Source organism: Promicromonospora thailandica, assembly GCF_024171955.1.
Classification (GTDB): domain Bacteria; phylum Actinomycetota; class Actinomycetes; order Actinomycetales; family Cellulomonadaceae; genus Promicromonospora; species Promicromonospora thailandica.
The window spans coordinates 82337-104667 of the sequence record NZ_JAMTCS010000004.1; the positions used below are offsets into that span (position 1 = coordinate 82337).

Sequence of the window (22331 nt, forward strand, 5' to 3'; positions counted from 1 at the left end):
GAGGAGGTCAATGTGCCGAAACGTCTGTTTCCACCCCCGGGCGCAGGAGGGCCCACAGGCGGTCGCGCTGGATCGGCAGGTCGTAGGGGCGCACGCCCGTCGCGTCGGCGATCGCGTTGGCCAGTGCCGGGGCCACCGGGTTGTAGGGCGCCTCGCTCATCGACTTGGCGCCGCGCGGGCCCAGGCGGTCGACGGTGTCGGCGAAGAGCACCTCGGTGTCGGGGACGTCGGCGATCTGGGGCGCGCGGTAGTGGCGCAGGGCGCGGGTCACGACCAGGCCGTCGCGCACGACCATGCGTTCGGTCAGCGCCGAGCCGAGGGCCTGCGCTACACCGCCCTCGATCTGCCCGCGCAGCTGCTCCGGGTTGATGACGACGCCGGCGTCCGCGGCCTGCACCGACCGCAGGATCCGCACCTCCCCGGTCTCCGCGTGCACGGCCACGCGGAAGCCGTGCACGTTGAAGGCCACGGACCGCGGCGAGCCGTCGTGCGACCCCTCCGCCGACATCCCCGGGCGGGGCGCACCGGCCGCTGACAGGTCCGCACGGAGCGTGGCGGCCGCGCGCTGGACCGCGAGGCCCGCGACCACCGAGCCGGTCGAGCCGAAGGCGCCCGTGTCGTAGCCGGAGGTCGCCGTGTCGGACGAGCGCACCCGCACCCGGTCGAGCGGCACGCCGAGCTCCGTGGCCGCGATCTGCGCGTGCACCGTGGTGGTGCCGTTGCCGAACTCGGCGGTGCCGACGTCGACCACGAAGCCGCCGTCGGCCTCCAGCGTGACCCGGGCATGCGCGTGGTGCCCGCGCGGCGGGATCGTGGCGATCATGGCGAGCGCGACGCCGCGGCCCAGCGCCCACCCGGCGCCGGCCGGGGGCTCGACCGGGCGCGCGAGCGCCTCCTCGACCAGGTCGAGGCACTGGTCCAGCCCGTAGGCGCCGTACTCCAGGTCACCTTCCACCGGCTGCCCGACGACGAACGGGTCGCCGGGGCGGACGACGTTGCGGCGGCGCATCTCGACCGGGTCGAGGCCGAGCCGCCCCGCCAGCTCGTCGATCGCGCCCTCGATCGCGAGCTGCACCTGGCCCAGGCCGTAGCCGCGGAACGCCCCCGAGGGCACGGTGTTGGTGTAGACGGACTCGGCGTCCACGCGCTTGACCGGGGCTCGGTACACCGCCATGGACTCGTGCACCCCGTGGAACAGCACGCCCGGCGCGTGGTTGCCGTAGGCGCCGGTGTCGGCCAGGACGTCGATCGCGAGCGCGGTCAGCGCACCGTCCGCCGCCGCCCCGGCCCGCACCGTGACCCGCATGGGGTGGCGGCACGGCACCATGGTGAACTGCTGCTTGCGCGTGAGCTCCCACTGGACGGGCCGCCCGGTGCGCAGGGTAGCGAGCGCCACGACGTCCTCCACGAGCAGCTCCTGCTTGCCGCCGAACCCCCCGCCGACGCGGCCCGCGACCACCCGGACCCGCTCCCGGGGCAGGCCGAGCAGGCGGGCGAGCTCGTCGCGCACAAGGAAGGGCACCTGGGTGGAGGTGCGCACGTGGAGCACGTCGCCGTCCGGGCCGGGCGTCGTCCAGGCGCGGGCGCCGTGCGTCTCCAGGGCCACGTGGTTGACGCGCTCGGTGGTCCAGGTGCCGGTCACGGTGGCGGCCGACGCCGCGAGCGCCGCGTCGACGCCGTCGTGCCCGGGTTCGGCGTGCTCCTCGTGGAGCTGCGCGACGACGTTCCGGCCGGCGTCCGCGACCCGGTGCTCCTCCGGCGTGCGGCCGGGGTGCAGCACCGGGGCGTCGGGCCGGCGGGCGGTCTCGGGGTCGAGGACGGCGGGCAGCACCTCGTAGTCGACCTCGACCAGGGCGAGTGCCGCACGGGCCTGCCGGGGCGTCTCGGCGACGACGACGGCGACGCGCTGGCCCGCGAACCGCAGCACGGGGTCGAGCATGCGGGTGTCGTCGGGGTCGTCCAGGCGGTTCTGGTGCCGTCCGGTCGAGTAGAGGGTGGCGGGCACGTCGTGGTGGGTGAGCACGAGGTGCACCCCGGGTGCCCGGCGTGCCGCGGCGGCGTCGATGCGCGTGATGCGGGCGTGCGGGTACGGGCTGCCGAGCACCGCGACGTGCAGCAGACCCGGCGGCTCGGGCTCGTCGAGCGTGTAGGGCTCGCGTCCGCGCACCACGCGGGCGGCTGCGGGCGCGACGACGGCGCGGCCGAACGCCCGGCCCGGCTCCGCCGCCTCGGTGTTCACCCGGCCGGCGAGGGCGTCCCGGATCGAGCGGTACCCGGTGCAGCGGCACAGGTTGCCCTTCAGCTGTTCGGCGAGGGGTTGTTCGGCGAGGGGTTGTTCGGCGAGGGGTTGTTCGGCGAGGGGCTGTTCCGCGAGGGCCGGCGTGCCCGCGACGGTGCACACCATGCCCGGGGTGCAGAACCCGCACTGGAACGCCGCCGCGGCGACGAACGCGCGCTGGACGGGGTGCAGCGGGTCCGGGTCGGCGTCCATGGAGTCCGGATCCGGGTCCGGATCCGGGTCCGGATCCGGATCCGGGTCCGTGCCCGGGCCGTACCGGCCGAGGCCCGCCGCGGTGACCACCTCGGCGTCGGCGGCGCGGTGCGCGGGGATCAGGCAGGAGTGCACGGGGTCGCCGTCGAGCAGCACGGTGCACGCGCCGCAGTCGCCGGCGTCGCAGCCCTTCTTGACGGCGGTGGCGCCGTGCTCCCGCAGGTAGGTGCGCAGGCACTGCCCGGGCCGGGGGTCGGCCGTGACGTCGGCACCGTCGATCCTCATGGCGCGTCTCCCGGGCGTGCGCCGGCCTCGGGGAACGACTTTCTTCCGCGGGTGTGTTGCTCTGCGTCGACACGGTCTACACAGAGCAACACTCCCGAAGGAGCAACCGTCTCGGCGGACCTCATGGCGCCCCGCTCAGCTCGTCGAGCACCTCGTGGGCCAGGCGCCGGGTCATGGCGGCACGCCACGCGGCGCTGCCGTGCGCGTCCTCGAACCAGTCGATCCGGCGGTCGACGAGGCGGTCCAGGGCCGCGTGGTCGCCGGGGTCGAGCTGCAGCAGGACCGGAGCCGGGACGGACCCGGTCAGCACGAGCAGCACGCGTCCCGGCGCGGTCCCGCCCGATGATGACCGGCCGGTCACCATCGCCGACGTCCGGCCGGTCGGGGTGAGGGACATCCGTCGGAACGCCGTCCGCTGCCCGAGCGCGGAGGCGGGCACCCGCACCTCGCGGAGCAGCTCCCCGGGCGCCAGGTCGACCGTGCCCGCGCCGGTGACCAGGTCGGACACCGCGACCTCACGCGATCCCGCGGCCGGGACGGACGGCGCCCCCGGCGTCCAGACGACCGCCGTGGCGCCGAGCGCCGCGAACAGCCCGGCCATCGACCCGGCGGGCAGCCCCAGCGCCAGGTTCCCACCCACCGTCGCGGTGCGCGCAACCTTCGGCGACAGGGTCAGCGCGGACACGCACGGCGCCACGATCGCGAGCGCGCGGTACGGGGCCGCGCCCGCGCCGGACGGCGCCAGCGCACCCGGACCCGGACGCGGACCCGCCAGCGCACCCGGACCGGCGAGCAGCTCCGCGAGCGTGCACGTCCCGGCCACGCGCAGGCCCGCGCCGTCCACGGACCACGGCTCCCAGCCCAGGCCGGTCAGGTCGACGAGCCCGGTCACGCCCCGGGGCACGGGCTCGGAGTACAGGTAGGTGCCCCCGCCCAGGAAGACCTCGCCGGGCCGCAGCACGCAGTCGGCCCGCGTGCGCGCGATCCGGAGGGTGTCGACGTCGAGGTCCACGGCGTCACCGTTCGTCGATCTCGCGCAGCAGCGCGTACCGGTCGTCGATCGCGTCGACCCGGGCGGGCGCGCCGTCCAGCACCTCGTGCACGCGGTCCGAGATCGCCGCCACGAGACTCACGGGCGCGACCATCGAGTCGAACGCGCCCCGCGTGCTGATCGGGCACTCGATCCACCACGTCACGCTGCCCGCCAGGTGGCGCAGGCTGGAGTCGGCGAGCAGGAGCACGCGCACGCCGTCCGCCAGCAGGGACTCCACCATCTCGGCCACGCGGAAGGCGTGCCGGCGCACCGAGACCACCACGACGACGTCGCGCGGGCCGAGGCCGACGAGGTCGTCGGCCAGCGACTGGCCCGGCGCGGGCGCGAGGTGCACCCGCCCGCGCACCTGCACGAGGTTGCGCCGCAGCTGCGTGGCCGGGCCGAGGGAGCCCCGGCGGCCGACCACCACGACGTCGCCCGCGGTCGCGAGCGCCGCGGCGATCTCGTCGAGCACCGCGTCGTCGAGCAGCGCGTAGGCCTTCTCGAGGTTCGCGACCTCCTGCTCCAGCCGTTCGCGCAGGCCCGGCGGCGGGCCGACGGCGATCGGCAGGCCCCGCCCGCGGCGGGCGCGCAGGTGGGCCCGCAGCCCCTCGAAGTCCTCGTACCCGAGCTTGCGGAACAGCCTGCTCATCGTCGCCTTCGAGACTCCGGCCAGGGCCGCGAGCTCGGTCGCCCGGTACGTGCCGAGCTCCCCCAGGTGGTCCAGGAGGGTGTCGGCGGCGCGACGTTCCTGCGGGGACAGGCCGCGGTAGGCGGAGGCGACGCGGTCCTCCAGGGGCGGGGCTGCCGGGATCGTCATCGGGCTACCTCCGCGACGGGCTTGTCCGCCAGCGCGAGCACCGCCGCCGTGTACGCGTCGAGCGCGGCGGCGACGTCGGCGGCCTCGACGCTCTCGTCCGCATGGTGGCTGATGCCGTCCCGGCAGCGCACGAACAGCATGCCCACCCCGGTGACGGCCGCCATCGCCATGGCGTCGTGGCCGGCGGGGCTCCACAGCCCGGGCACGTCGTCCGCACGCCCTGCGAACTCGGGCGAGGCCGCCGCGATCCCCGCGACGACCGCCGCCGTCATCCGCTCGTCGCAGGTGGTCGACGGCGCCCGGTGGGTCTCGGCGTGCTCGATGCTCACGTGGCGCTCGCGCGCGATGTCCCGCGCGGCCGCGGCGACCCGCCCCCACAGGGCGTCCCGGGCGGCGTCGGTGCGGGCGCGCAGGTCGAGCGTGAGCTCGGCGCGGCCGGGGATCACGTTGACCGCCCCGGGCGACACGCGCAGCTCGCCGACGGTGGCCAGGCCGCCGGCGTCGACGGCGAGCTCCTCGATCCGGGTGACGAGGTGCGCGGCGGCGACCAACGCGTCCCGGCGCCGGGCGTACGGGGTACCGCCCGCGTGCCGGGCCTCGCCGGTGACGGTCAGCACGAACCGCCGCGCCCCCGCGATCGTGGTGACGTACCCGAGCGGCAGGCCGAGCGCCTCCAGCTCGGGGCCCTGCTCGATGTGGGCCTCCAGGTAGCCGACCAGGTCCTGCGGGCGGCGGGCGGCGGCGCCCACGCGGCCGGGGTCCAGGCCGAAGGCCGTGAACGCGTCGCGCAGGGTCACGCCGTCGGCGTCGGCCTGGTCCCACCAGGCAGCGTCCCACTGGCCCGAGGCGGCGCAGCTGCCGAGCAGCGCCTTGCCGAACCGGGCACCCTCCTCGTCGGAGAACCCGGCGACCTCCAGCGCGAACGGCAGCGCCGTACCGCGCAGCCGGTGGACGACGGCGATCGCGAGCGCCACGCCGAGCATGCCGTCGTAGCGTCCGGCGTCGGGCACGGTGTCGAGGTGCGAGCCGAGCACGAGGGCGGGCTCGCCCCGGGTGCCGGGCTGCTGGGGCGTTCCCGCGGCGGAGCGGCGGCCCCAGAGGTTCCCGGCGGCGTCGGTCGCGGTGGCCAGGCCCGCGTCGCGCATCCAGGCGGCGACGGCGGTGTTGGCCGCTGCGTGCTCGGGCGACAGGTAGACCCGTTCCAGGGCGTCGTCGCGCGCGGTGTGGCGCGTGAGCTCGTCGCACCGTTCGAGCACCCAGGCCGCCGTCCCGGTCATGGGCTCGGTCATGGGGCCTCCGCGTACGAGGCGAGGGCGGCGTCGGTGCCGCCCCCGGCCGGTGCCGGGTGGCCCGCGCGCCGCAGCACGTGCTCCAGGGCGGCGAGCGTGGTGAGCACGGCGTCGCGGCGGGCGTTGTACCCCATGGTGCCGATGCGCCAGACGACGCCGTGCAGCGGGCCGAACGAGGTGCCGATCTCGATGCCGAAGTCGTCCAGCAGGGTGCCGCGCACGGCGTCGCCGTCGACGCCGGCGGGGATGCGCACGGCGACCACGTTGTGCATCGTGTGGGCCGGGTCGCCGAACACCTCCAGGCCGAGCCCGCGCACGCCGGCGAGCATGGCGGCGCCGTGCCGGGCGTGCCGGGCGACGGCGGCGTCCACGCCCTCGTCGGCCAGCAGGCGGGCGCACTCGCGTGCGGCATACAGCATCGACGTGGCCTCGGTGTGGTGGTTGAGGCGGCGCGGCCCCCAGTACTCCATGATCTGGGCGAGGTCGAGGTAGTTGGACCGGATCGGCGCGCCGGCGGGCGGCACGTCGTGCGCGGTGCGCAGGCCGGCCTCGATCTGCGTGCGCCGGCCGATGGCGGCGACGGCCGCGGGCGAGAGCGTCACGGGCGCGCTGCCGGACGGCCCGCCGAGGCACTTCTGCAGACCGGCCGTGGCGGCGTCGACGCCCCACGTGTCGGTGGGGAACGGGTTGCCGCCGAGGGTCGCGGTGGCGTCGACGTACAGCAGGGCGTCGTGCTCGTGGGCGATGCGGCCCAGGTCGGCGAGCGGCTGGGCCATGGTCGTGGAGGTGTCCCCGTGCACGACGGCGACCACGCGGGGCCGCACGCGGCGCACGGCGTCCTCGACCTGCCCGGGGTCGAAGACGGTGCCCCACTCGGTCTCGATCGTGTGCACCTCGGCGCCCGCGCGGGCGCCGATCTCCGCGAGGAGGTGCCCGAACCTGCCGAACACCGGCACCAGCACCCGGTCGCCGGGCTCCAGGAGCGACACGAGCGCGGCCTCGATGCCGGCCCGCGACGTGCCGTCCACGAGGAACGTCTGCTCGTTCGTGGTGTCCCAGACTGTCCGCCACAACGCCATGGTCTCGGTCATGGTGCCGGTCATGAACGGGTCGAACTGGCCCACCAGCGGCGCGGCCATGGCGCGCAGCACGCGGGGGTCGGCGTCCACGGGCCCGGGGCCCATGAGCAGCCGGGCGGGCGGGTGCACCTGCGTCATGCGGGCCGTCCGGCGTGCTGGGCGGCGGCGCTGCCGGGCCGGGCGATCAGGCGGCCGTCCGCGCGCAGCGTGTCGGTCACCGCGCCCGTGATCGTCAGGCCGTCGTACGCGCTGACCGGGTTGCGATGCGCGAGCTGCGCGGCATCGACGGTCGTCACGGCGTCCGGGTCGTAGACCACCAGGTCCGCCGCCGCGCCCTCGGCGATGACGCCCTTGGGCCGGTCGCCCCGGTCCAGGCCCACCAGGGCGGCGGTGTTCGCCGACGTCCACCGGGACACGTCCGCCAGGGACACCCCGCGCCGGCGGGCGGCGTCGGCCAGGGCGACGAAGCCTGTCTGCAGACCGGAGATGCCGCCCCAGGCCGCCTGCAGGTCGGTCTCGCCGACCGGCCCGCCCAGCCGCTTCTCCGCCACCGACGACGGCGAGTGGTCGCTGACCACGCAGTCCAGGATGCCTTCGCGCAGCCCGTCCCACAGGGCGTCCCGGTTGCCCCGGTCGCGGATGGGCGGGCAGCACGTGTAGGCGGCGTCCCCGTCCGGGATGTCCTCGGCGGCGAGCACCAGGTAGTGGTGGCACGTCTCCGCGGTCACGGGCAGACCCTCGGCCTTGGCCTCCGCGAGCAGGTCGAGCACCTTGGCCGAGGACACGTGCAGCACGTGCGTGCGTGCGCCGGTCTCGCGGACGGCGTCGAGCAGCGTACGGACCGCGGCGGTCTCGGCCGCCTCGGGTCGCGACAGCAGGAAGTCGGCGTAGGCGCGCGACGGCGGGCGCGGCGCCGCCGCGAGCACCGCCGGGTCCTCGGCGTGCACGGCGAGGAGCCCGTCGAACCGGACCAGGCGGTCCATCACGACGACCAGCTCGTCGGGGTCGAGCGGCGGGAACTCGGGCACGCCGGAGTCGGCGAGGAACGCCTTGAAGCCCAGCACGCCCGCGTCCCAGAGCGGCTCCAGGTGGTCGGCGTTGCCCGGTACGGCGCCGCCCCAGAAGGCGACGTCGACCGGCAGCCGGCCGCTCTCCCACTCGGCGTCCTCGGGCAGCCGTTCTGCCGCGGCCCGCGCGGCCGCCTGCTTGACCCGCAGCGCCTCCACCGTGGTGGTGGGCGGGATGGAGTTGAGCGGCATGTCCACGATCGTGGTGATGCCGCCGTACGCCGCGGCCCGCGCCGCCGAGGTGAACCCCTCCCAGTGGGTGCGGCCGGGCTCGTTGACGTGCACGTGGGTGTCGACGCCCCCGGGCAGGACCACCCGGTCGCGCAGGTGCCAGACGGCCGTCGGCCGCGGCGGCGGGGCGCCCAGCATCCCGTCGTCGTGGGCCGTGACCGCGTCCGGGTCGGACGTGCCCCACCACACCTGGGCGATGCGGTCGCCCTCGGTGCGCACCACGGCCGGGCGCAGCTCGCCCTCGACCAGCACGCGCTCGGACCCGATCAGCCGGTCGGTCATACGAAGCCTCCGATCGTCGCCCAGACGGGATGCTCCCCGCCCGCCTGCCCGTCCTGCCGCTGGACCGCCGCCTCGATCAGCCCGTAGGGCCGGTCGGCGGCGAAGAACACCTCGCCGGGGTTGTCCAGCCCGAACGGCTCCAGGTCCACGAGGAAGTGGTGATTGTTGGGGCACGAGAGGCGGATCTCGGCGATGTCGTCGAACGCCTCCAGCACCGCCCGGCCCATGGCGAAGACGGTCTGCTGCAGGGCCAGCGAGTGCAGGTCCGCGAACGTGGTTAGCAGCAGCGCGCGGACGGCGGCGTGGCGCTCGTCGAACTCCCGCGGCCCGGCCGCCTCGGCGAAGGACGGCGCGTACCGCCACCACGCGGTGACGTCCGTGGCCAGGATCCGGTCGTCGGTCTCGGCCAGGGTCGTGTACCGGTCGCGCGGGAAGCCCGAGAACTCCGAGCCGGTCGACTTGAGCACCGTGACGTCCTGGACGCCCGCGAGCACGGTCAGGCCCGCGTCGTCGGCGTGCACCAGCGCGGTGCGGCGCTCGGCCGCGCCCCGGACGAAGGCGTGGTCGTGCCCCGCCCCACGCGCGCCGATCCGCTGCCAGCCGTACTGCTCCGCACGCCACCGCCCGCCCGTGACCTGCGGCTCCCTCAGGAAGTGCCGCGCCAGCCGCAGCAGGAACGTCTCGGGCGAGCCGACGCCGTCCCGCGCGAACGCCTGCACCGTGTTCTTCTGCGTGTCCGTGGCGATGACACCCGTGTTGTCGCCCGAGACGTGCGTGGCCCGGAAGTCACCGCGCAGCTGCGACGTCACGCACAGGTCGGTGATCCGGTGCCGGGCGGTGTCGCGGTCGACCCGCAGGAGCCGCACCTCGGCCTTGCCGTACTGGTTGGGTCCCAGGACTATCGACATCTAGCTCCCCCGGTAGGTGGTGTACGCGAACGGGCTCAGCAGCAGCGCGACGTGCGTGTGGCCGGGCCCGAGCACCACGTCGAGCACGACCTGCCTGAAGAACGTCTCGCGGCCCTGCGCCCCGAACCAGTCGCCCGCGGCGAACGTCAGCACGTGCCGGCCCGCCTCGACCTCGCCCCAGGAGACGCGGCCGTCGTCGTCGGTCACGGACTGCCGGTCGCCGAGCGTGACCGCCAGGCCCGCGGCCGGGAGGCCGCGCGCCGCGTCCAGCACGTGCGTCGAGGCGGTGCTCATGCGGGCTCCACCACCGACTCCAGCCGCAGCAGCGCGATCTGGCGCAGCTGCTCCGCCGTCACCAGCGCCTCCGTGGCCGGGTCGTTGGCCAGCCGCTCGGTCAGGTTCGCGAGGATCTCCTCCGCCGTCCGCCCCGCGGCACGCACCAGGAAGATGCGGCCGAACCGCTCCTCGTAGGCGGCGTTGCCCGCCGCGATCCGCGCGGCGGTCTCCTGTGCCGCCACGGGCTGCTCGCCCCGGGACAGCCGCGCCTCGGCATCCGTGCCGGACGCCCGCTCCCCGATCCGCGGGTGGCGTGCCAGGGCCGCGTCCACGTCGGCGGCCGACCAGTCCCCCGCGGCCCGCATCGCGCGCAGCAGCAGGGCGTCGCGGCACGCGTACGGACGGCCCGCGACGACGTCGTCGACCCACGGGGTGATGTCGGCGCACGGTCGGATCGCCGACGCCGCCTCCGGGGCGGGCAGGGCGTTGAAGGTCGCGAGGTCCACGGGACAAACCTAGTTTCGATCCGCCCCCGGCGGTGAGACACGCGTTTCAGGTGCGTAAATCTTCAGCCCGCGAGCCGGCCCGCCAGCGCCAGCAGCGACCGGTCCGAGCCCGCCAGCCCCACGAGGCAGGCACCCGCCGGCAGGCCGCCCGCGGTCGCCACGGGCACCGAGACCGCGGGCAGGCCGCCGATCCCCGCCACGCACGTCAGCAGCATCGTCGCCGTGCGCACCTGCTCAGCCTCCTCCGGCCGCGGCGCCACCGACGCCGCCGACGGCAGCACCAGCACCCGCTGCCCCAGGCGCTCGCGGATCTCGGCACGGGCGCGGGCGACGGCGGTCCGGGCGGCCTCGGCGTCGTCCGCCCCGACGGCGCGGGCCCGCTCGAACCGGTCCCGGACGGCAGGCCCGAGCGTGTCGGCCCGGCCGTCGAGCCAGGCCCCGTGCACGGCCCACGCCTCGGCCGCCTGCAGCGTCTGGAAGGCCGCGAGCAGGTCCGGTTCGGGCGCCCAGTCGACGGGCTCGGCCCCGGCGTCCGCGGCGAACCGGCCGACGGCGGCGCGCACCTCCGGCGTGGCGAGCGCCAGCAGGGCGTCGCTCGTGACGAGCGTGGCCGCCTCCGGCAGGGGCTCCTCGTCCCGCGGCAGCAGGACGTCGCCCACCCGGGCGAGCGTGCCGGCGTCCCGGGCGAGCCAGCCGACGGTGTCGAAGGTCGGGGCCAGCGGCAGCACCCCGTCGGCGGGGACGGCGCCGTGCGTGGGGCGCATGCCCCACAGGCCCTGGTAGGCGGCGGGCACGCGCACCGAGCCGCCCGTGTCCGTGCCGAGCCCGACGCTTGCCTCGCCCGCGGCGACCGCGGTGGCCGGGCCGGACGTCGAGCCGCCGCTGATCCGCCCGGGAGCACGCGGGTTGGGCGGCGTGCCGTAGTGCGCGTTCGCGCCGGTCAGCGAGTACGCGAACTCCTCGGTGCGCGCGATTCCCGCGACGGCGGCCCCGGCGGCGAGCAGCCGGGCGACGGCGTCGGCGTGCGCCCGCTCGACCGGCGCGGCCGCGAGCCACGCGGGATTCCCGGCGCCGACCCGCTGCCCGGTGACGGCGAAGAGGTCCTTGACGGCGACGGTCTCGCCGTCGAGCACTCCCGGCCGGGACGGGGCGACGAGGGGGCCGGGTTCGGGGCGCACGCGCCACACCCTGGGGTCGGGAGCCATGCGCCCATGCTGCCAGTGCGCCGCAGCGGGCCCGCCGGCTACCGCGCGAAGTCGGCCTTGCGGATCCGGGCGTGCACACCCTTGACGACGTCGACCACCTGCGAGATGTCGAAGTCCGTCGCCGCGGACAGGTAGGCGTACGCGTGCGCGGGCGACATGCCGTACCGCACGCCGAGCAGCGCGACCGCCGCCCGCACGCAGTTCTGCACGGCGACGTCGAGGTCCGCGTCCAGCCCGGTCGGCACCAGGTGCTCCGCGGTCTCGGCGAGCGGTCCCGCCAGCTCCCCGAAGGTGGCGACGGCGTCCGCCGCCGGGATCACGTCGAGGCGCAGCCGCACGCGCAGCGAGGCCTCGAACGCCGTGAGCGCCACCTCGCCGTCGCCCTGCGCCAGGTGCGGGTCGCCCACGTAGGCGAGCGCGCCGGGCACCTGCACCGGCAGGTAGAGCGTGGACCCCGCGCCCAGCAGGTTGATGTCGATGTTGCCGCCGAACGGCCCCGGCGGCACCGAGTGCGGACGCACGTCGCCGGCCGCCGCGACACCCATGATGCCGAGGAAGGGGTGCAGGTCGAAGGACACCCGCCGCGCCGACGCCTCCGCCAGCGGGATCGACCCGCGCCCCGCACCTCGACCGGCCCCGTGACGACGTGCCCGCCGTGCGCGCCGGGCTCCCCCGGCAGGCCCGGCACCCGGTCGCCCAGGCGTGAGCGGCGCAGCCCGGCGAGCTCGACGGCGTCGGCCAGGACGGCGTCGGCCGGCACGCCGTGCTCCGCGAAGAAGGCGAGCGGGTCGCCGCCCTGGTCCTCCAGGATGCCCTCGTGCGACAGCGTGTCCACGACCACCTCCTGGCCGGGCGCCACCGAGAGGACGGCGGTGTCGGCGGCGCAGGGCAGGCGGCCCCAGTACGCGGTCTCGGCGGACGTGGGCAGGTAGACGCCGGTGCCGACGTCCGTGCCGGGCTGGAGGATCGTCTGCTGGTGCACGGGGCGACTGTAGCCGGGGCCGGCGTCCCGCCCCGGACCGGTCAGGCCGGCCGCGCGAGCAGCGCCCGGACCGCGGCGCGCGCCGCGCCGAACGCGTCCGGCTGGGCGCGCGTGGAGTGCGCGATGATCGCGCCCTCGTAGAGCAGGTGCACCTGGGCGCCGAGCGCCTCGGCGTCCGCGTACCCGCCCGCGCGCACCAGGTCGGTGAAGACACCGAGCATGTGCCGCTTGTCCGCCAGCACCACGGCGTTGCCCGGGTGCTCGAGGGCACCGATCTCGGCGTGCGCGTTGACGAACGCACAGCCGCGCGTGTTGTCCTGCGCCCACTCCTCCGCGATCTCGAGCGCCGCGAGCACCTGGTCGGCACCGGGCCGCGCACCGGTGTCCACCCGGGCGGCGAGCCGCTCGCCGAACCACGCGACCCAGCGCTCGCGTCGCCGGGTCAGGTACGCGGCCACCAGGGCGTCCTTCGAGCCGAACCGGTCGTACAGCGTCTTCTTGGTGACCCCGGCCTGGTCGGCGATGAGGTCGACGCCGACCCCGCGGATCCCCCGCTCGTAGAACAGCTCGCTCGCGGTCAGCAGGATGCGCTCCCCCGCCACGGTGTTCGGGTTGGGACTGCGGCGCGGCACGGGACCTCCCTCGGATCGACGGTGCACGTGCTGACGGTGCACTGCGAGTATACCGACCTGTGTGCTTACCTGGAGGGTATGAGACAGAGCCTGCTGCACCGCCTCGCCCCCGGCCTGCTCGTCGTGATGTGGAGCTCCGGCTTCGTGGGCGCGGCGCTCGCCGCCCCCGTCGCGCCGTCCACCACCACGCTCCTGTGGCGCTACGTGGTCGCCGCGCCGGTCATGGTCGTGATCGTGCTCGCGCTGCGCCGGCGGTACCGGTGGCGGTACGTGCGGCGCGAGGTCGTGCTGGGCGTGCTCGGGCAGGCCGGATACCTGTACGGCGTGTTCCGCGCGGTCGAGGAGGGGCTGCCCGCGGGCACGGCCGCCCTCCTGGCGTCGCTGCAGCCCGCGCTGGTCGCGGTGGTCCTGGCGGCCACCGGCCGGGGCGGTTCCGGGCTGCGGCAGACGCTCGGCCTCGCCGTCGGGTTCGCGGGCGTCGCGCTCGCCGTCGGCCCGGACGCCGTGGCGGGTACGGGGATCGCCGGTGCGCTGTGGGCGCTCGGCGGCATGCTGTCCCTGTCGGCCGCGACGCTGCTCGGCACGCTGTGGCCCGCGCCGTCGGCGCCGGACGGCCACGAGCACGACGTGCTGGACTCGCTGGCCGTGCAGAGCGTGGTCACCCTGGTGCTGTTCGCCGTGGTCGCGTTCGCCGCGGGCGAGGCGGCGCCGCCCGCCGAACCCCGGTTCTGGCTCGCCGTCGTGTGGCTCGTGGTCCTGGCGTTCGCGGGCGGGTACGGCCTGTACCTGTACGTGCTGCGCACCCGCGGCCCGGTCGCGGTGAGCACGTGGCTCTACCTGACGCCGGCGGTGTCCGCGGTGTGGGCCTGGGCGATGTTCGGCGAGGCGCTGCCGCTGCTCACGATCGCCGGGTTCGCCGTCAGCCTGACCGGTGTGCTCCTGGCCCGCCCCAGCGGGCCACGTGGTGCCACACCTTCTTCAGGTCCTGCGGATGATGACGACCGGCCCGCACCGCCTCCCCGATCACCCGGGCGTCCAGCCAGCCGTCCGGCGCGTGCCGCACGCTGACGGCCCGGCCCACGTCCACGATCTCGGGTCCGCGGTACCCGGGCCGCAGGGCCAGCTCGTCCACGTGCAGCCGCAGCCCGTGGTGCCACTCGACGGCGACGCCGAGCCCGTGCGCGGCGTCCGCCACCGGGGTGTCCCGGTAGCAGGGGTCCAGGACGATCGCGGCGACGTCCTCGGCCAGGGTCACGGGGCCGTGCACCTGGGCCTCGACGTAGTCGTCGAGCAGGTCGCACGCCCCGGCCGCCACGTCGGCGTCGGCCAGGGCGACCAGCGGCGCCGGGTCGCTCGCGCCGAAGTGCTCGGGCTCCGCCGCCGAGTCCGGGTAGCAGAACGTGGTGCGCTCCAGCACGTGCGGGTGCAGCCGCAGGTGGGCCGACCCGAAGCGGACGGCGGCCCCCGTGGCGCGCGCCCGGTGGTTCAGCGCGCCGTAGCGGGGGCGCTCGTGCGGCGCGAGCACGTCGTACCGGCCCTCGAACATGCGCTGCTCCCAGCGCCACCGGTCGCCGCCCTCGTGGGCGGTGAGGCCGCCGTTGCTGGTCCCGGTCTCGAACTGCGAGCGCCAGACGCCGTCGTGCGCGAGGCGCTCGACGAGCGTCTCGCTGCCGTCGGCGACCAGGCGGTCGGGGTGGAAGTTGATGGTGACCGACGAGCTCATGGGCAGAGGCTAACCCGGCCGGCCTGCGGGCCGGCCGGGTCTGCCTCGGTGCGTGCGGGCCGTCGGCCCGCGCCCGTCAGTCCGTGACCTCGAGGATCCGGCGACGGGCGCGGATCATGGCCGCGCCCGCGGCCGTGAGGCCGAGCGCCACCGCGGCGGCGCCGGCGGCCTGGCCGCCGGTCTGGGCCAGCGCGCCGGGCGCCTGCGCCTCGCCGTCGGCCCCGATCGGGGCCAGCGGGTCGACGCCGCCCGGTGTGGTTCCGTTGCCGATCGGGACGATGCCGGCGCCGTCGTCGCCGTCGTCGCCCGCACCGCCGTCGCCGCCGTCGCCCGGGTCACCGGGGTCGCCCCCGCCCGGGTTGTCGGCGTAGGTAGGACTCTCCAGCAGATCGTCGACGAGCCCGCCGTCGCCGCCCACGCCGCCGATCGCGCCCGGCACGTCGCCGCCGCCGAGGTTCTCGCCGATGGAGCCCACGTCGTCGATGATCTCGGAGGGCAGGTTGTCGGTCACGCCCTGCTCGGGACCGTCGGCGCCCAGCACGTCGTCCACGGCGCCGTTCTCCCCCGCCAGCGCCGTGACCGCGCCGGTGACGCCGCCCACGACGTCCTCCACGGGGCCGCCGGCCTTGGCATCGCCGCTCTTCACGGCGGGCGTCGAGGCCTCGCCGCGGGCGCCCGTGACGCCCGTGACCACGTCGTCGACGGCGCCGTCCTGGCCGGCCACCGAGTCGACCACGCCGGTCACGCCCGTGACGGTGTCGTCGACGGCGCCGCCCTTCTTCGTGACCTGGCCGACGGTGTCCGTCACCTGGGTCAGGGTCGTGTCGACCACGCCGTCGTCACCGACGACGGCGTCGACGGTTCCCGTGAGGAGTCCGCCGAGCCCGCCCTGGGACTGCTCGACCTTCGGCGTGCCGTCGTCGGCCGCGGTCGCGGACATCGCGCCTGCGACGAGCAGGCCTCCCGCGACGATCGCGGACGGGATCGCCCGGCTCACGAACTTCCTCTTCATGTCTCCCCCTGTATCTGATACGTCTGGCTGCCACTACGGCGATCCACACTGACGGATATGTCGGGTGAATTCAAGGTAATCAGGTATGTTTCCCCCATGATCGTGCCAGGCTCAGGGGCGGCCCCGCAGATCCACCCTCTCGACCCGAACGACCCGCAGGAGCTGGGCGGCTACCAGCTGCTCGGCCGCATCGGGGCGGGCGGCATGGGCGTGGTCTACCTCGCCCAGACCCGTACCGGACGCAAGCTCGCCATGAAGGCGATCCTCAAGGAGTACGTGCAGGACCCGGAGTTCCGCACGCGGTTCCGCCGGGAGGCCGCCGCGGCGATGAAGGTGCGCGGCCGGCATCTCGCCACCCTGATCGACGCCGACCCGGACGCCGACCAGCCGTGGCTCGCGGTCGAGTACGTCGAGGGCCCGTCCCTGACCGCCGTGGTGCAGGCGAACGGGCCGCTGGCCGAGCCCGACGTGCGCCGGGTCGTCGCGGGCGTCGCCGAGGCGCTGCGGTCGGTGCACCAGTCGGGCATCGTGCACCGGGACCTCAAGCCGTCGAACATCCTGCTCGGCCAGGAGGGGCCGTTCGTCATCGACTTCGGCATCGCCCAGGCGTCCGACTCGACGTCGCTCACGCGCACCGGGCTCAAGGTCGGCACGCCGTCGTTCATGGCGCCCGAGCAGGTGCGCGGCAGCGTCTCCAGCCCCGCCGCCGACATCTGGGCGCTCGGCGCCGTCGCGCTCTACGCCGCCACCGGGCAGCGGGCCTTCGGCGAGGGCGACACCACCGTCGTCTACTACCGCGTGGTGCACGAGGAGCCCGACCTCAGCGCCTGCCCCGACTGGCTGCTCCCGCTGGTGCGGGCCTGCCTCGCGAAGGATCCTGAGGCGCGCCCCGACCTGCAGGAGGTGCTCGACTTCGTCAACGAGGTCCCCGCCGGGTTCCGCACCGCGACCACCAAGATCACGCCGGGCCCCGCCGTCCCGTCGGCCGAGGACGACGACGCGACCGCCCTGCGCGACGACGACGCGACGGTGCTCAAGGCCGCGGCCGCGGAGCCCGCGCAGGACACCGGCTCCGGGCCGGACGCCGACCCCGGGCCCACCCCGGCGAACCCGCGCCGCGGGGTGCTGTCCCGCCCGGTCACGTGGATCGCCGCGGCCGCCGCCGTGCTCGTCGTCGGCGCGGGTGCCACGGCGCTCGCCCTGGGCTGGCCGTCCGGCGTCCCGGAGGGCGGGCCGACGACGCCGCCGTCCGCGTCTGCCTCCACGTCCCCCTCGGGCGAGGCGACGGCCGCCGTGATCGACGAGTGCCTGGTGGGCCGGTGGCGGCTGGACGAGCTGTCCGGCCAGGTGCCGCTCGGCGGCGACACCGTGGAGGCGACCGGCTTCGAGGGCCGTGTCACGGAGTTCCGGCCCGACGGGACCGAGCTGGTGCACTACGACGAGGCCGAGCCGCTGCGCGCCCAGACCTCGGCCGGCGAGTACACGGAGACGTGGAGCGGTACCGCCGTCTACCCCGTGCGGACCGCCGACGACGTGCTGACCACGACCGGTGTCGACTTCAGCGACGTCACGGTGGTCAAGGCGCTCGGCGACGAGACCCGCGAGCACCAGCCCAGCGGCGGCACCCCGCAGCTCGAGTACACGTGCGACGACACGACCTACACGGAGTCGTCCGCCGGCTACGAGGCCACCTACACCCGCCTCGACTGACCGCCGCCTCGACCCTCGCTGAGTGCTGGGTATTCGCCCTTTTCCGTGTGCCAGAAGGGCGAATACCCAGCACTCAACGGGGCGGGTGGGGTCAGGAGGTCGCGCGCTCCGCGCGGTTGACGGCCGAGACGATCGCCTTCAGCGAGGACAGCGTGATCGACGGGTCGATGCCGACGCCCCACAGGACGTCGTCGCCCACCGCGCACTCGACGTACGCCGCCGCGCTGGCGTCGCCGCCCTCGGACAGGGCGTGCTCCGTGTAGTCGAGCACGCGGACGTCGACGCCGACCTTGGCGATGGCGTCCACGAACGCGTCGATCGGGCCGTTGCCCGTGCCGGTCAGGGTCAGCTCCTTGCCCCGGTCGGTCACGTCCACCTCGAGCGTGTCCTGCTCACCCTCGGCGGACACGGCCCGCGTGCCGCGCAGCGTCAGCCGGCCCCAGTGCTCCAGGCCGGAGGCCGCGTCCTCCTCGACCGGCAGGTACTCGTCGGTGAAGATGCGCCAGATGTCCTCGCCGGTCACCTCGGTGCCCTGCGCGTCGGTCACCTGCTGCACGGCGTGCGAGAACTCGATCTGCAGCCGGCGCGGCAGGTCCAGGTTGTGCTCGCTCTTGAGCAGGTAGGACACGCCGCCCTTGCCCGACTGCGAGTTCACGCGGATCACGGCCTCGTAGGACCGCCCCACGTCGCGCGGGTCGATCGGCAGGTAGGGCACGCCCCAGTCCAGGTCGTCGACGTCGACGCCCGCCGCCTCGGCACGCCCCGCCATGTGCTCGAAGCCCTTCTTGATGGCGTCCTGGTGCGAGCCCGAGAAGGCCGTGAAGACCAGGTCGCCCACGTACGGGTGCCGCTCGTGCACGGGCAGCTGGTTGCAGTGCTCGACCGTGCGGCGGATGCCGTCGATGTCGCTGAAGTCGATCTGCGGGTCGATGCCCTGCGAGAACAGGTTCATGCCCAGGGTCACCAGGTCGACGTTGCCGGTGCGCTCGCCGTTGCCGAACAGGCAGCCCTCGATGCGGTCGGCACCGGCCAGGTAGCCCAGCTCGGCGGCCGCGACGGCGGTGCCGCGGTCGTTGTGCGGGTGCAGGGACAGGATGACGTTCTCGCGGTGGGCCAGGTGCCGGCTCATCCACTCGATCGAGTCGGCGTACACGTTGGGCGTGGCCATCTCGACGGTCGCCGGCAGGTTGATGATCACCTTGCGCTCCGGCGTCGGCTCGAAGACCTCGATGACCTCGTTGCAGATGCGGACCGCGAACTCCAGCTCGGTGCCGGTGTACGACTCCGGGGAGTACTCGTAGTAGATCCGGGTGTCCGGAACGGTCTCCTCGAGCTTGCGGCACAGCTTGGCACCGTCCAGCGCGATGTCGACGATGCCGTCCTCGTCCGAGCGGAACACCACCTCGCGCTGCAGCACGGACGTCGAGTTGTACAGGTGCACGATCGCCTGCTTGGCGCCGGAGATCGCCTCGTAGGTGCGCTCGATCAGGTGTGCGCGAGCCTGGGTGAGCACCTGGATCACGACGTCGTCGGGGATCCGGTTCTCCTCGATCAGCTTGCGCACGAAGTCGTAGTCCGTCTGGCTCGCGGACGGGAAGCCGACCTCGATCTCCTTGTAGCCCATCTGCACGAGGAGCTCGAACATGCGCAGCTTGCGCTCCGCGTCCATTGGCTCGATGAGGGCCTGGTTGCCGTCCCGCAGGTCGACGGCGCACCAGCGGGGCGCCTTCTCGATGCGCTTGGTGGGCCAGGTGCGGTCCGGGAGCTCGACCCGGATCTGCTCGTGGAACGGCCGGTACTTCTGGATCGGCATGCCCGACGTCTGCTGCGGGTTGTCCTCGATGATCCCGCCGGCTGCGCCGTGCACGGGTACCGCGGTGTCGTGAACTCCGCCGGGGGTGGTGGCGGTGATGCTGTTCTCCATCGTCTGTCCTTCGCTCGGTGAGGTTGGCCGGCACACCAAGCCTCCGCGACGAGGACCGGCCTGTCTAGGCCTCGTCGCGGCAGCGAAGGAGGAGGTTCAGAACGTGAAGCACGCGGTCACTGTACCCCTGCCGGACGCCGGGGTGCCCGCCTCGCCCACGATCCGGACCGGGCGGGTCCGGGCGGGCTGTCGGCGCCTGGGCGACCCCCACCGGCGAGATCTGGCGCAGACGCGGGCGGGCCCCGCCGAGATCTGGTGGTGGGTACGTCGGACGGGCTGGTCGCCCCGCGAGATCTGGTGGTGGGCACGCTGGACACGACGGTCGCCCCGCGAGATCTGGTGGTGGGCACGCGAGATCTGGCGGTGGGGCCGAGATCTGGTGGTGCACGGCCAGATCTCGGCGAGCCAGCTCCGGCGCACCACCAGATCTCGGCCGGCCCGCTCCGGCGCACCACCAGATCTCGGCGAGTCGGCTCCAGCGGGTCAGCGCCGCGGGTCAGCCGCGGGTCAGCGGCGCGTGCGGAGCGCGGCGTCGACCTGCGGGTCGCCCAGCGCGCCCAGCCAGTCCAGCAGAGCCGGGTACGTCGAGGGGTTGGCCGCGACCTGCGGGCGCAGGTGCGGCGCCTCCTGGACGATCTTGGCGAGGTCCGCGAGCGGGGTGGCCGGGTCGAGCGCCACGGCGGCGGTCCACCGGCCGCCCACCGGCGGCATGACGGCGGTGTGCCCCTGCCGCGCGGTCTCGTCGGGCTGCTGCACCCGGCCGACGACGACGGGCCGCGTCACGTGCCCCTGGTCCGCGCCGGGGTCGGCGGCGGCCGCCTGCTGGCCGGTCACCGGCCGGATGCGCGCCGTCGCCTGCCCCGAGGCCACGCGCTGCACGCGGGCCCCGGGCTGCGCCGCCGCGGGCTGCCCCGTCGGCTGTCCTGCCGGCTGCGCCGCCGCCGAGGCCACGGGCGACGCCCCCGACACCGGCCGCGCGGCCGGCTGCCCCGACGTCTCGGGCCGCACGGGCGGCATCGTCGCGGTCTCGCCCGCCGCCGCGGCCGGCATGTCCTCCACGGTGCGCATCGAGGTGATCGAGACCTCGCCGGACTCGGGCGCGGCGGCCTGCACGGGGGTCGCCCCCCGCTGCGCCGCGGCGGCACCGGCGACGGTGCGCACGGCGCCCGTCGAGCTGACCCGGCGCGGCTCGGCCGGGCGGCGCAGCTCGGGCGCCGACCGCACGGGCTCCTCCGGGAGGGTGGCCGGTGCGGCCTTGTCGGCCTTGGGCCGCGGCGGCGCCCACACGTAGGCGGCGGTCCGGTCGACGTCGCCGTCGCCACCGATGCCGACCGTCTGGAAGTGCTCGCGCACCGCCTTGGGCACCATCAGGGCGGACGCCGCGACGATCGGCAGGCCGAGCGCCATGAGCAGGTCGCCGAGGTTGACGCCGAGGCTGGCACCGGACGTCGCGATCACCACGACCAGCCCGAGCACGCCGGCCACGCAGGCCGCGCCGACGGCGGGCACGTGCCCCGTGTTCGGGTCGCGCCGCAGGGAGCGGCGCGCGAACCAGGCGATCGCGCCGACGACGACGCCGAGCACGAGCCGCACCACGAGCGTCACGCCCGCGCCGGAACCGATGAAGCCGGGGTCGATGAGCTGCACGAGCGCGGCCAGGGCGCTGCACGCGGCCAGCAGCACGATGACGTCGAACGCGCGGATCGCCACCCGCACCCAGACGCCCGCGGCGCGCTCGGTGTCGAGGTCCTCCTCCGCCTCCGGGTCGCGACGCACGGCGGGCGCGCCCGCGAAGGCCGCGGCGAGCGGCAGCAGCACCAGGCCGAACCGGCTCGGGTCGGTCACGCCGGGACGCATGGACTCCAGGCCGGTCAGCCCGTCGCCGGACGTGAACACGAACAGGAGCGCGAGCACGAAGCCCGCGGCCACCAGCACCAGCCGGGACGGCCGGTCGTGCCGCACCGTGCCGCCCACGAGCAGCCACGTCAGGCCCAGCACCAGCACCAGCCAGACGGGCGACAGCAGGCGGTCGCCGAGCGTCGCGCCGTCGGCCAGCTCGGCGAACAGCGTGGACAGGACGGCGCCCAGCGCGATCAGCGCGCCCACGCCCGCCAGGCCGAGCCGCCAGCCGCGCAGGACGCCGCCGTCCTGCTCCACGGGGCCGAGCTCGCTGTCCCGCGGGGTGGCCGCGAGCGCCGCCCCGGCGAGCGCGAGGCCGAGACCGGTGCCGACGCCGGTGCCGGAGCGCACGTCGAAGATCAGGTGCAGCAGGCCGATGACCGCGAGCGGCAGGCCGGCGAGCAGCCGGGTGCGGCGCGTCGTGTGCACGGTCCAGCTCACCGGCAGCACGGCGAGGCGGGCCAGGTACGGGAGGCTGAGCGACGCGAGGGACACGGCGACGGCAAGCACGACCTCGACGCGGTCGGCGGAGCGGTCGGTCAGGTTCCAGGGCAGCGCGAGGGAGACGAGGAGGGCGATCGCGGCGATGGCGTCGCGCACGTAGTCGGCCACCGCGACGTTCGCGAAGGCGCCGGGCGCGGGGTGGTGCGCGGCCTCGCCGTCCTCGCTCGCCGTGCCCGTGGCACCGGTCAGGTGGCCGAGGGTCTCCGTCGGTGCACCGTTGGCGTCGGCCGCGTCGCCGGCCGGGTTCTCGTCACGCTCGGACGCGTGCTGGTCGATCATGCGTTCACTCCTCGGTAACGCCGCCGTCGACTCGGGACGTGGGGCGGGGGCGGCGCGGGGGTCCGTCGCTGGGATCGCTGGGGTCCATGACGTTACTACCGCCCGGGCACCCAGCCTGTCAGCCTGCGTCCCGGCGAGTCCGTCCCACCAGCATTTCTGCGCACGTCCATCACATTCGTGGGGTGCGGCGTGCT

General features: G+C 75.4%; 17 protein-coding genes and 1 pseudogene. 2 read left to right on the top strand and 16 right to left on the bottom strand.

The annotated features are described in order from the left end of the window. Nucleotides 1–7: 7 nt before the first annotated feature. The 12 genes from APR03_RS07510 to APR03_RS07565 all read right to left on the bottom strand — a co-directional run bounded on the left by APR03_RS07510 (nucleotide 8) and on the right by APR03_RS07565 (nucleotide 13086). Nucleotides 8–2776 (bottom strand): molybdopterin-dependent oxidoreductase, encoded by a 2769-nt coding sequence (locus APR03_RS07510; RefSeq protein WP_253834262.1) that lies wholly within the window; start codon nucleotides 2774–2776, stop codon nucleotides 8–10. Nucleotides 2777–2897: 121 nt separating this feature from the next. Next, nucleotides 2898–3788: an FAD binding domain-containing protein gene (locus tag APR03_RS07515; protein WP_253834264.1), complete on the bottom strand. Its 891-nt coding sequence runs from the start codon at nucleotides 3786–3788 to the stop codon at nucleotides 2898–2900. 4 nt (nucleotides 3789–3792) lie between these two features. Beyond that, entirely contained in the window at nucleotides 3793–4629 is an 837-nt protein-coding gene (locus tag APR03_RS07520; protein WP_253834266.1) for a MurR/RpiR family transcriptional regulator, read from the bottom strand. Beyond that, nucleotides 4626–5918: a Zn-dependent hydrolase gene (locus APR03_RS07525; protein ID WP_253834268.1), complete on the bottom strand. Its 1293-nt coding sequence runs from the start codon at nucleotides 5916–5918 to the stop codon at nucleotides 4626–4628. Before APR03_RS07525 ends, APR03_RS07520 begins: the two co-directional genes overlap by 4 nt. Continuing rightward, nucleotides 5915–7135: a pyridoxal-phosphate-dependent aminotransferase family protein gene (locus tag APR03_RS07530; protein WP_253834270.1), complete on the bottom strand. Its 1221-nt coding sequence runs from the start codon at nucleotides 7133–7135 to the stop codon at nucleotides 5915–5917. Before APR03_RS07530 ends, APR03_RS07525 begins: the two co-directional genes overlap by 4 nt. Then, nucleotides 7132–8577: an allantoinase AllB gene (gene allB / locus APR03_RS07535; protein WP_253834272.1), complete on the bottom strand. Its 1446-nt coding sequence runs from the start codon at nucleotides 8575–8577 to the stop codon at nucleotides 7132–7134. Before allB ends, APR03_RS07530 begins: the two co-directional genes overlap by 4 nt. Then, nucleotides 8574–9485: a factor-independent urate hydroxylase gene (gene pucL / locus APR03_RS07540; protein WP_253834274.1), complete on the bottom strand. Its 912-nt coding sequence runs from the start codon at nucleotides 9483–9485 to the stop codon at nucleotides 8574–8576. The genes allB and pucL overlap by 4 nt, the downstream gene beginning before the upstream one ends. Continuing rightward, on the bottom strand, nucleotides 9486–9779 hold the full coding sequence (locus APR03_RS07545; protein ID WP_253834276.1) for a hydroxyisourate hydrolase: 294 nt from the start codon (nucleotides 9777–9779) through the stop codon (nucleotides 9486–9488). It abuts the gene before it with no gap. Next, entirely contained in the window at nucleotides 9776–10267 is a 492-nt protein-coding gene (uraD, locus tag APR03_RS07550; RefSeq protein ID WP_253834278.1) for a 2-oxo-4-hydroxy-4-carboxy-5-ureidoimidazoline decarboxylase, read from the bottom strand. Before uraD ends, APR03_RS07545 begins: the two co-directional genes overlap by 4 nt. A gap of 62 nt (nucleotides 10268–10329) precedes the next feature. Continuing rightward, nucleotides 10330–11472 (bottom strand): amidase family protein, encoded by a 1143-nt coding sequence (locus tag APR03_RS07555; RefSeq protein WP_253834280.1) that lies wholly within the window; start codon nucleotides 11470–11472, stop codon nucleotides 10330–10332. Between the two features lie 38 nt (nucleotides 11473–11510). Next, nucleotides 11511–12050, bottom strand: coding sequence for an acetamidase/formamidase family protein (locus APR03_RS07560; RefSeq protein ID WP_253834282.1), 540 nt, complete (start codon nucleotides 12048–12050; stop codon nucleotides 11511–11513). Nucleotides 12051–12495: 445 nt separating this feature from the next. After that, nucleotides 12496–13086 (bottom strand): TetR/AcrR family transcriptional regulator, encoded by a 591-nt coding sequence (locus APR03_RS07565; RefSeq protein WP_253834284.1) that lies wholly within the window; start codon nucleotides 13084–13086, stop codon nucleotides 12496–12498. A 126-nt stretch (nucleotides 13087–13212) separates the two neighbouring features. On the opposite strand from APR03_RS07565, the pseudogene APR03_RS07570 reads away from it, so the two are divergent. Further along, nucleotides 13213–13968 (top strand): annotated as a pseudogene (locus tag APR03_RS07570) (DMT family transporter); the annotation flags it as partial. Between the two features lie 37 nt (nucleotides 13969–14005). Here APR03_RS07570 and APR03_RS07575 read toward each other — a convergent pair. Together APR03_RS07575 and APR03_RS07580 are read right to left on the bottom strand one after the other, a co-directional pair. Next, nucleotides 14006–14809, bottom strand: coding sequence for a DUF3626 domain-containing protein (locus tag APR03_RS07575; RefSeq protein WP_253834286.1), 804 nt, complete (start codon nucleotides 14807–14809; stop codon nucleotides 14006–14008). Nucleotides 14810–14885: 76 nt separating this feature from the next. Next, entirely contained in the window at nucleotides 14886–15821 is a 936-nt protein-coding gene (locus APR03_RS07580) for a hypothetical protein (RefSeq protein ID WP_253834288.1), read from the bottom strand. 96 nt (nucleotides 15822–15917) lie between these two features. Here APR03_RS07580 and APR03_RS07585 point away from each other — a divergent pair, with 96 nt between their 5' ends. Next, entirely contained in the window at nucleotides 15918–17531 is a 1614-nt protein-coding gene (locus APR03_RS07585) for a serine/threonine-protein kinase (RefSeq protein WP_253834290.1), read from the top strand. A 91-nt stretch (nucleotides 17532–17622) separates the two neighbouring features. On the opposite strand, the gene leuA is transcribed toward APR03_RS07585, so the two are convergent. Beyond that, nucleotides 17623–19344, bottom strand: a complete 1722-nt coding sequence (gene leuA / locus APR03_RS07590) for a 2-isopropylmalate synthase (protein WP_372494811.1) — start codon at nucleotides 19342–19344, stop codon at nucleotides 17623–17625. Between the two features lie 618 nt (nucleotides 19345–19962). After that, nucleotides 19963–22137 (bottom strand): DUF7937 domain-containing protein, encoded by a 2175-nt coding sequence (locus tag APR03_RS07595; protein WP_253834294.1) that lies wholly within the window; start codon nucleotides 22135–22137, stop codon nucleotides 19963–19965. Between the last annotated feature and the right edge of the window lie 194 nt (nucleotides 22138–22331).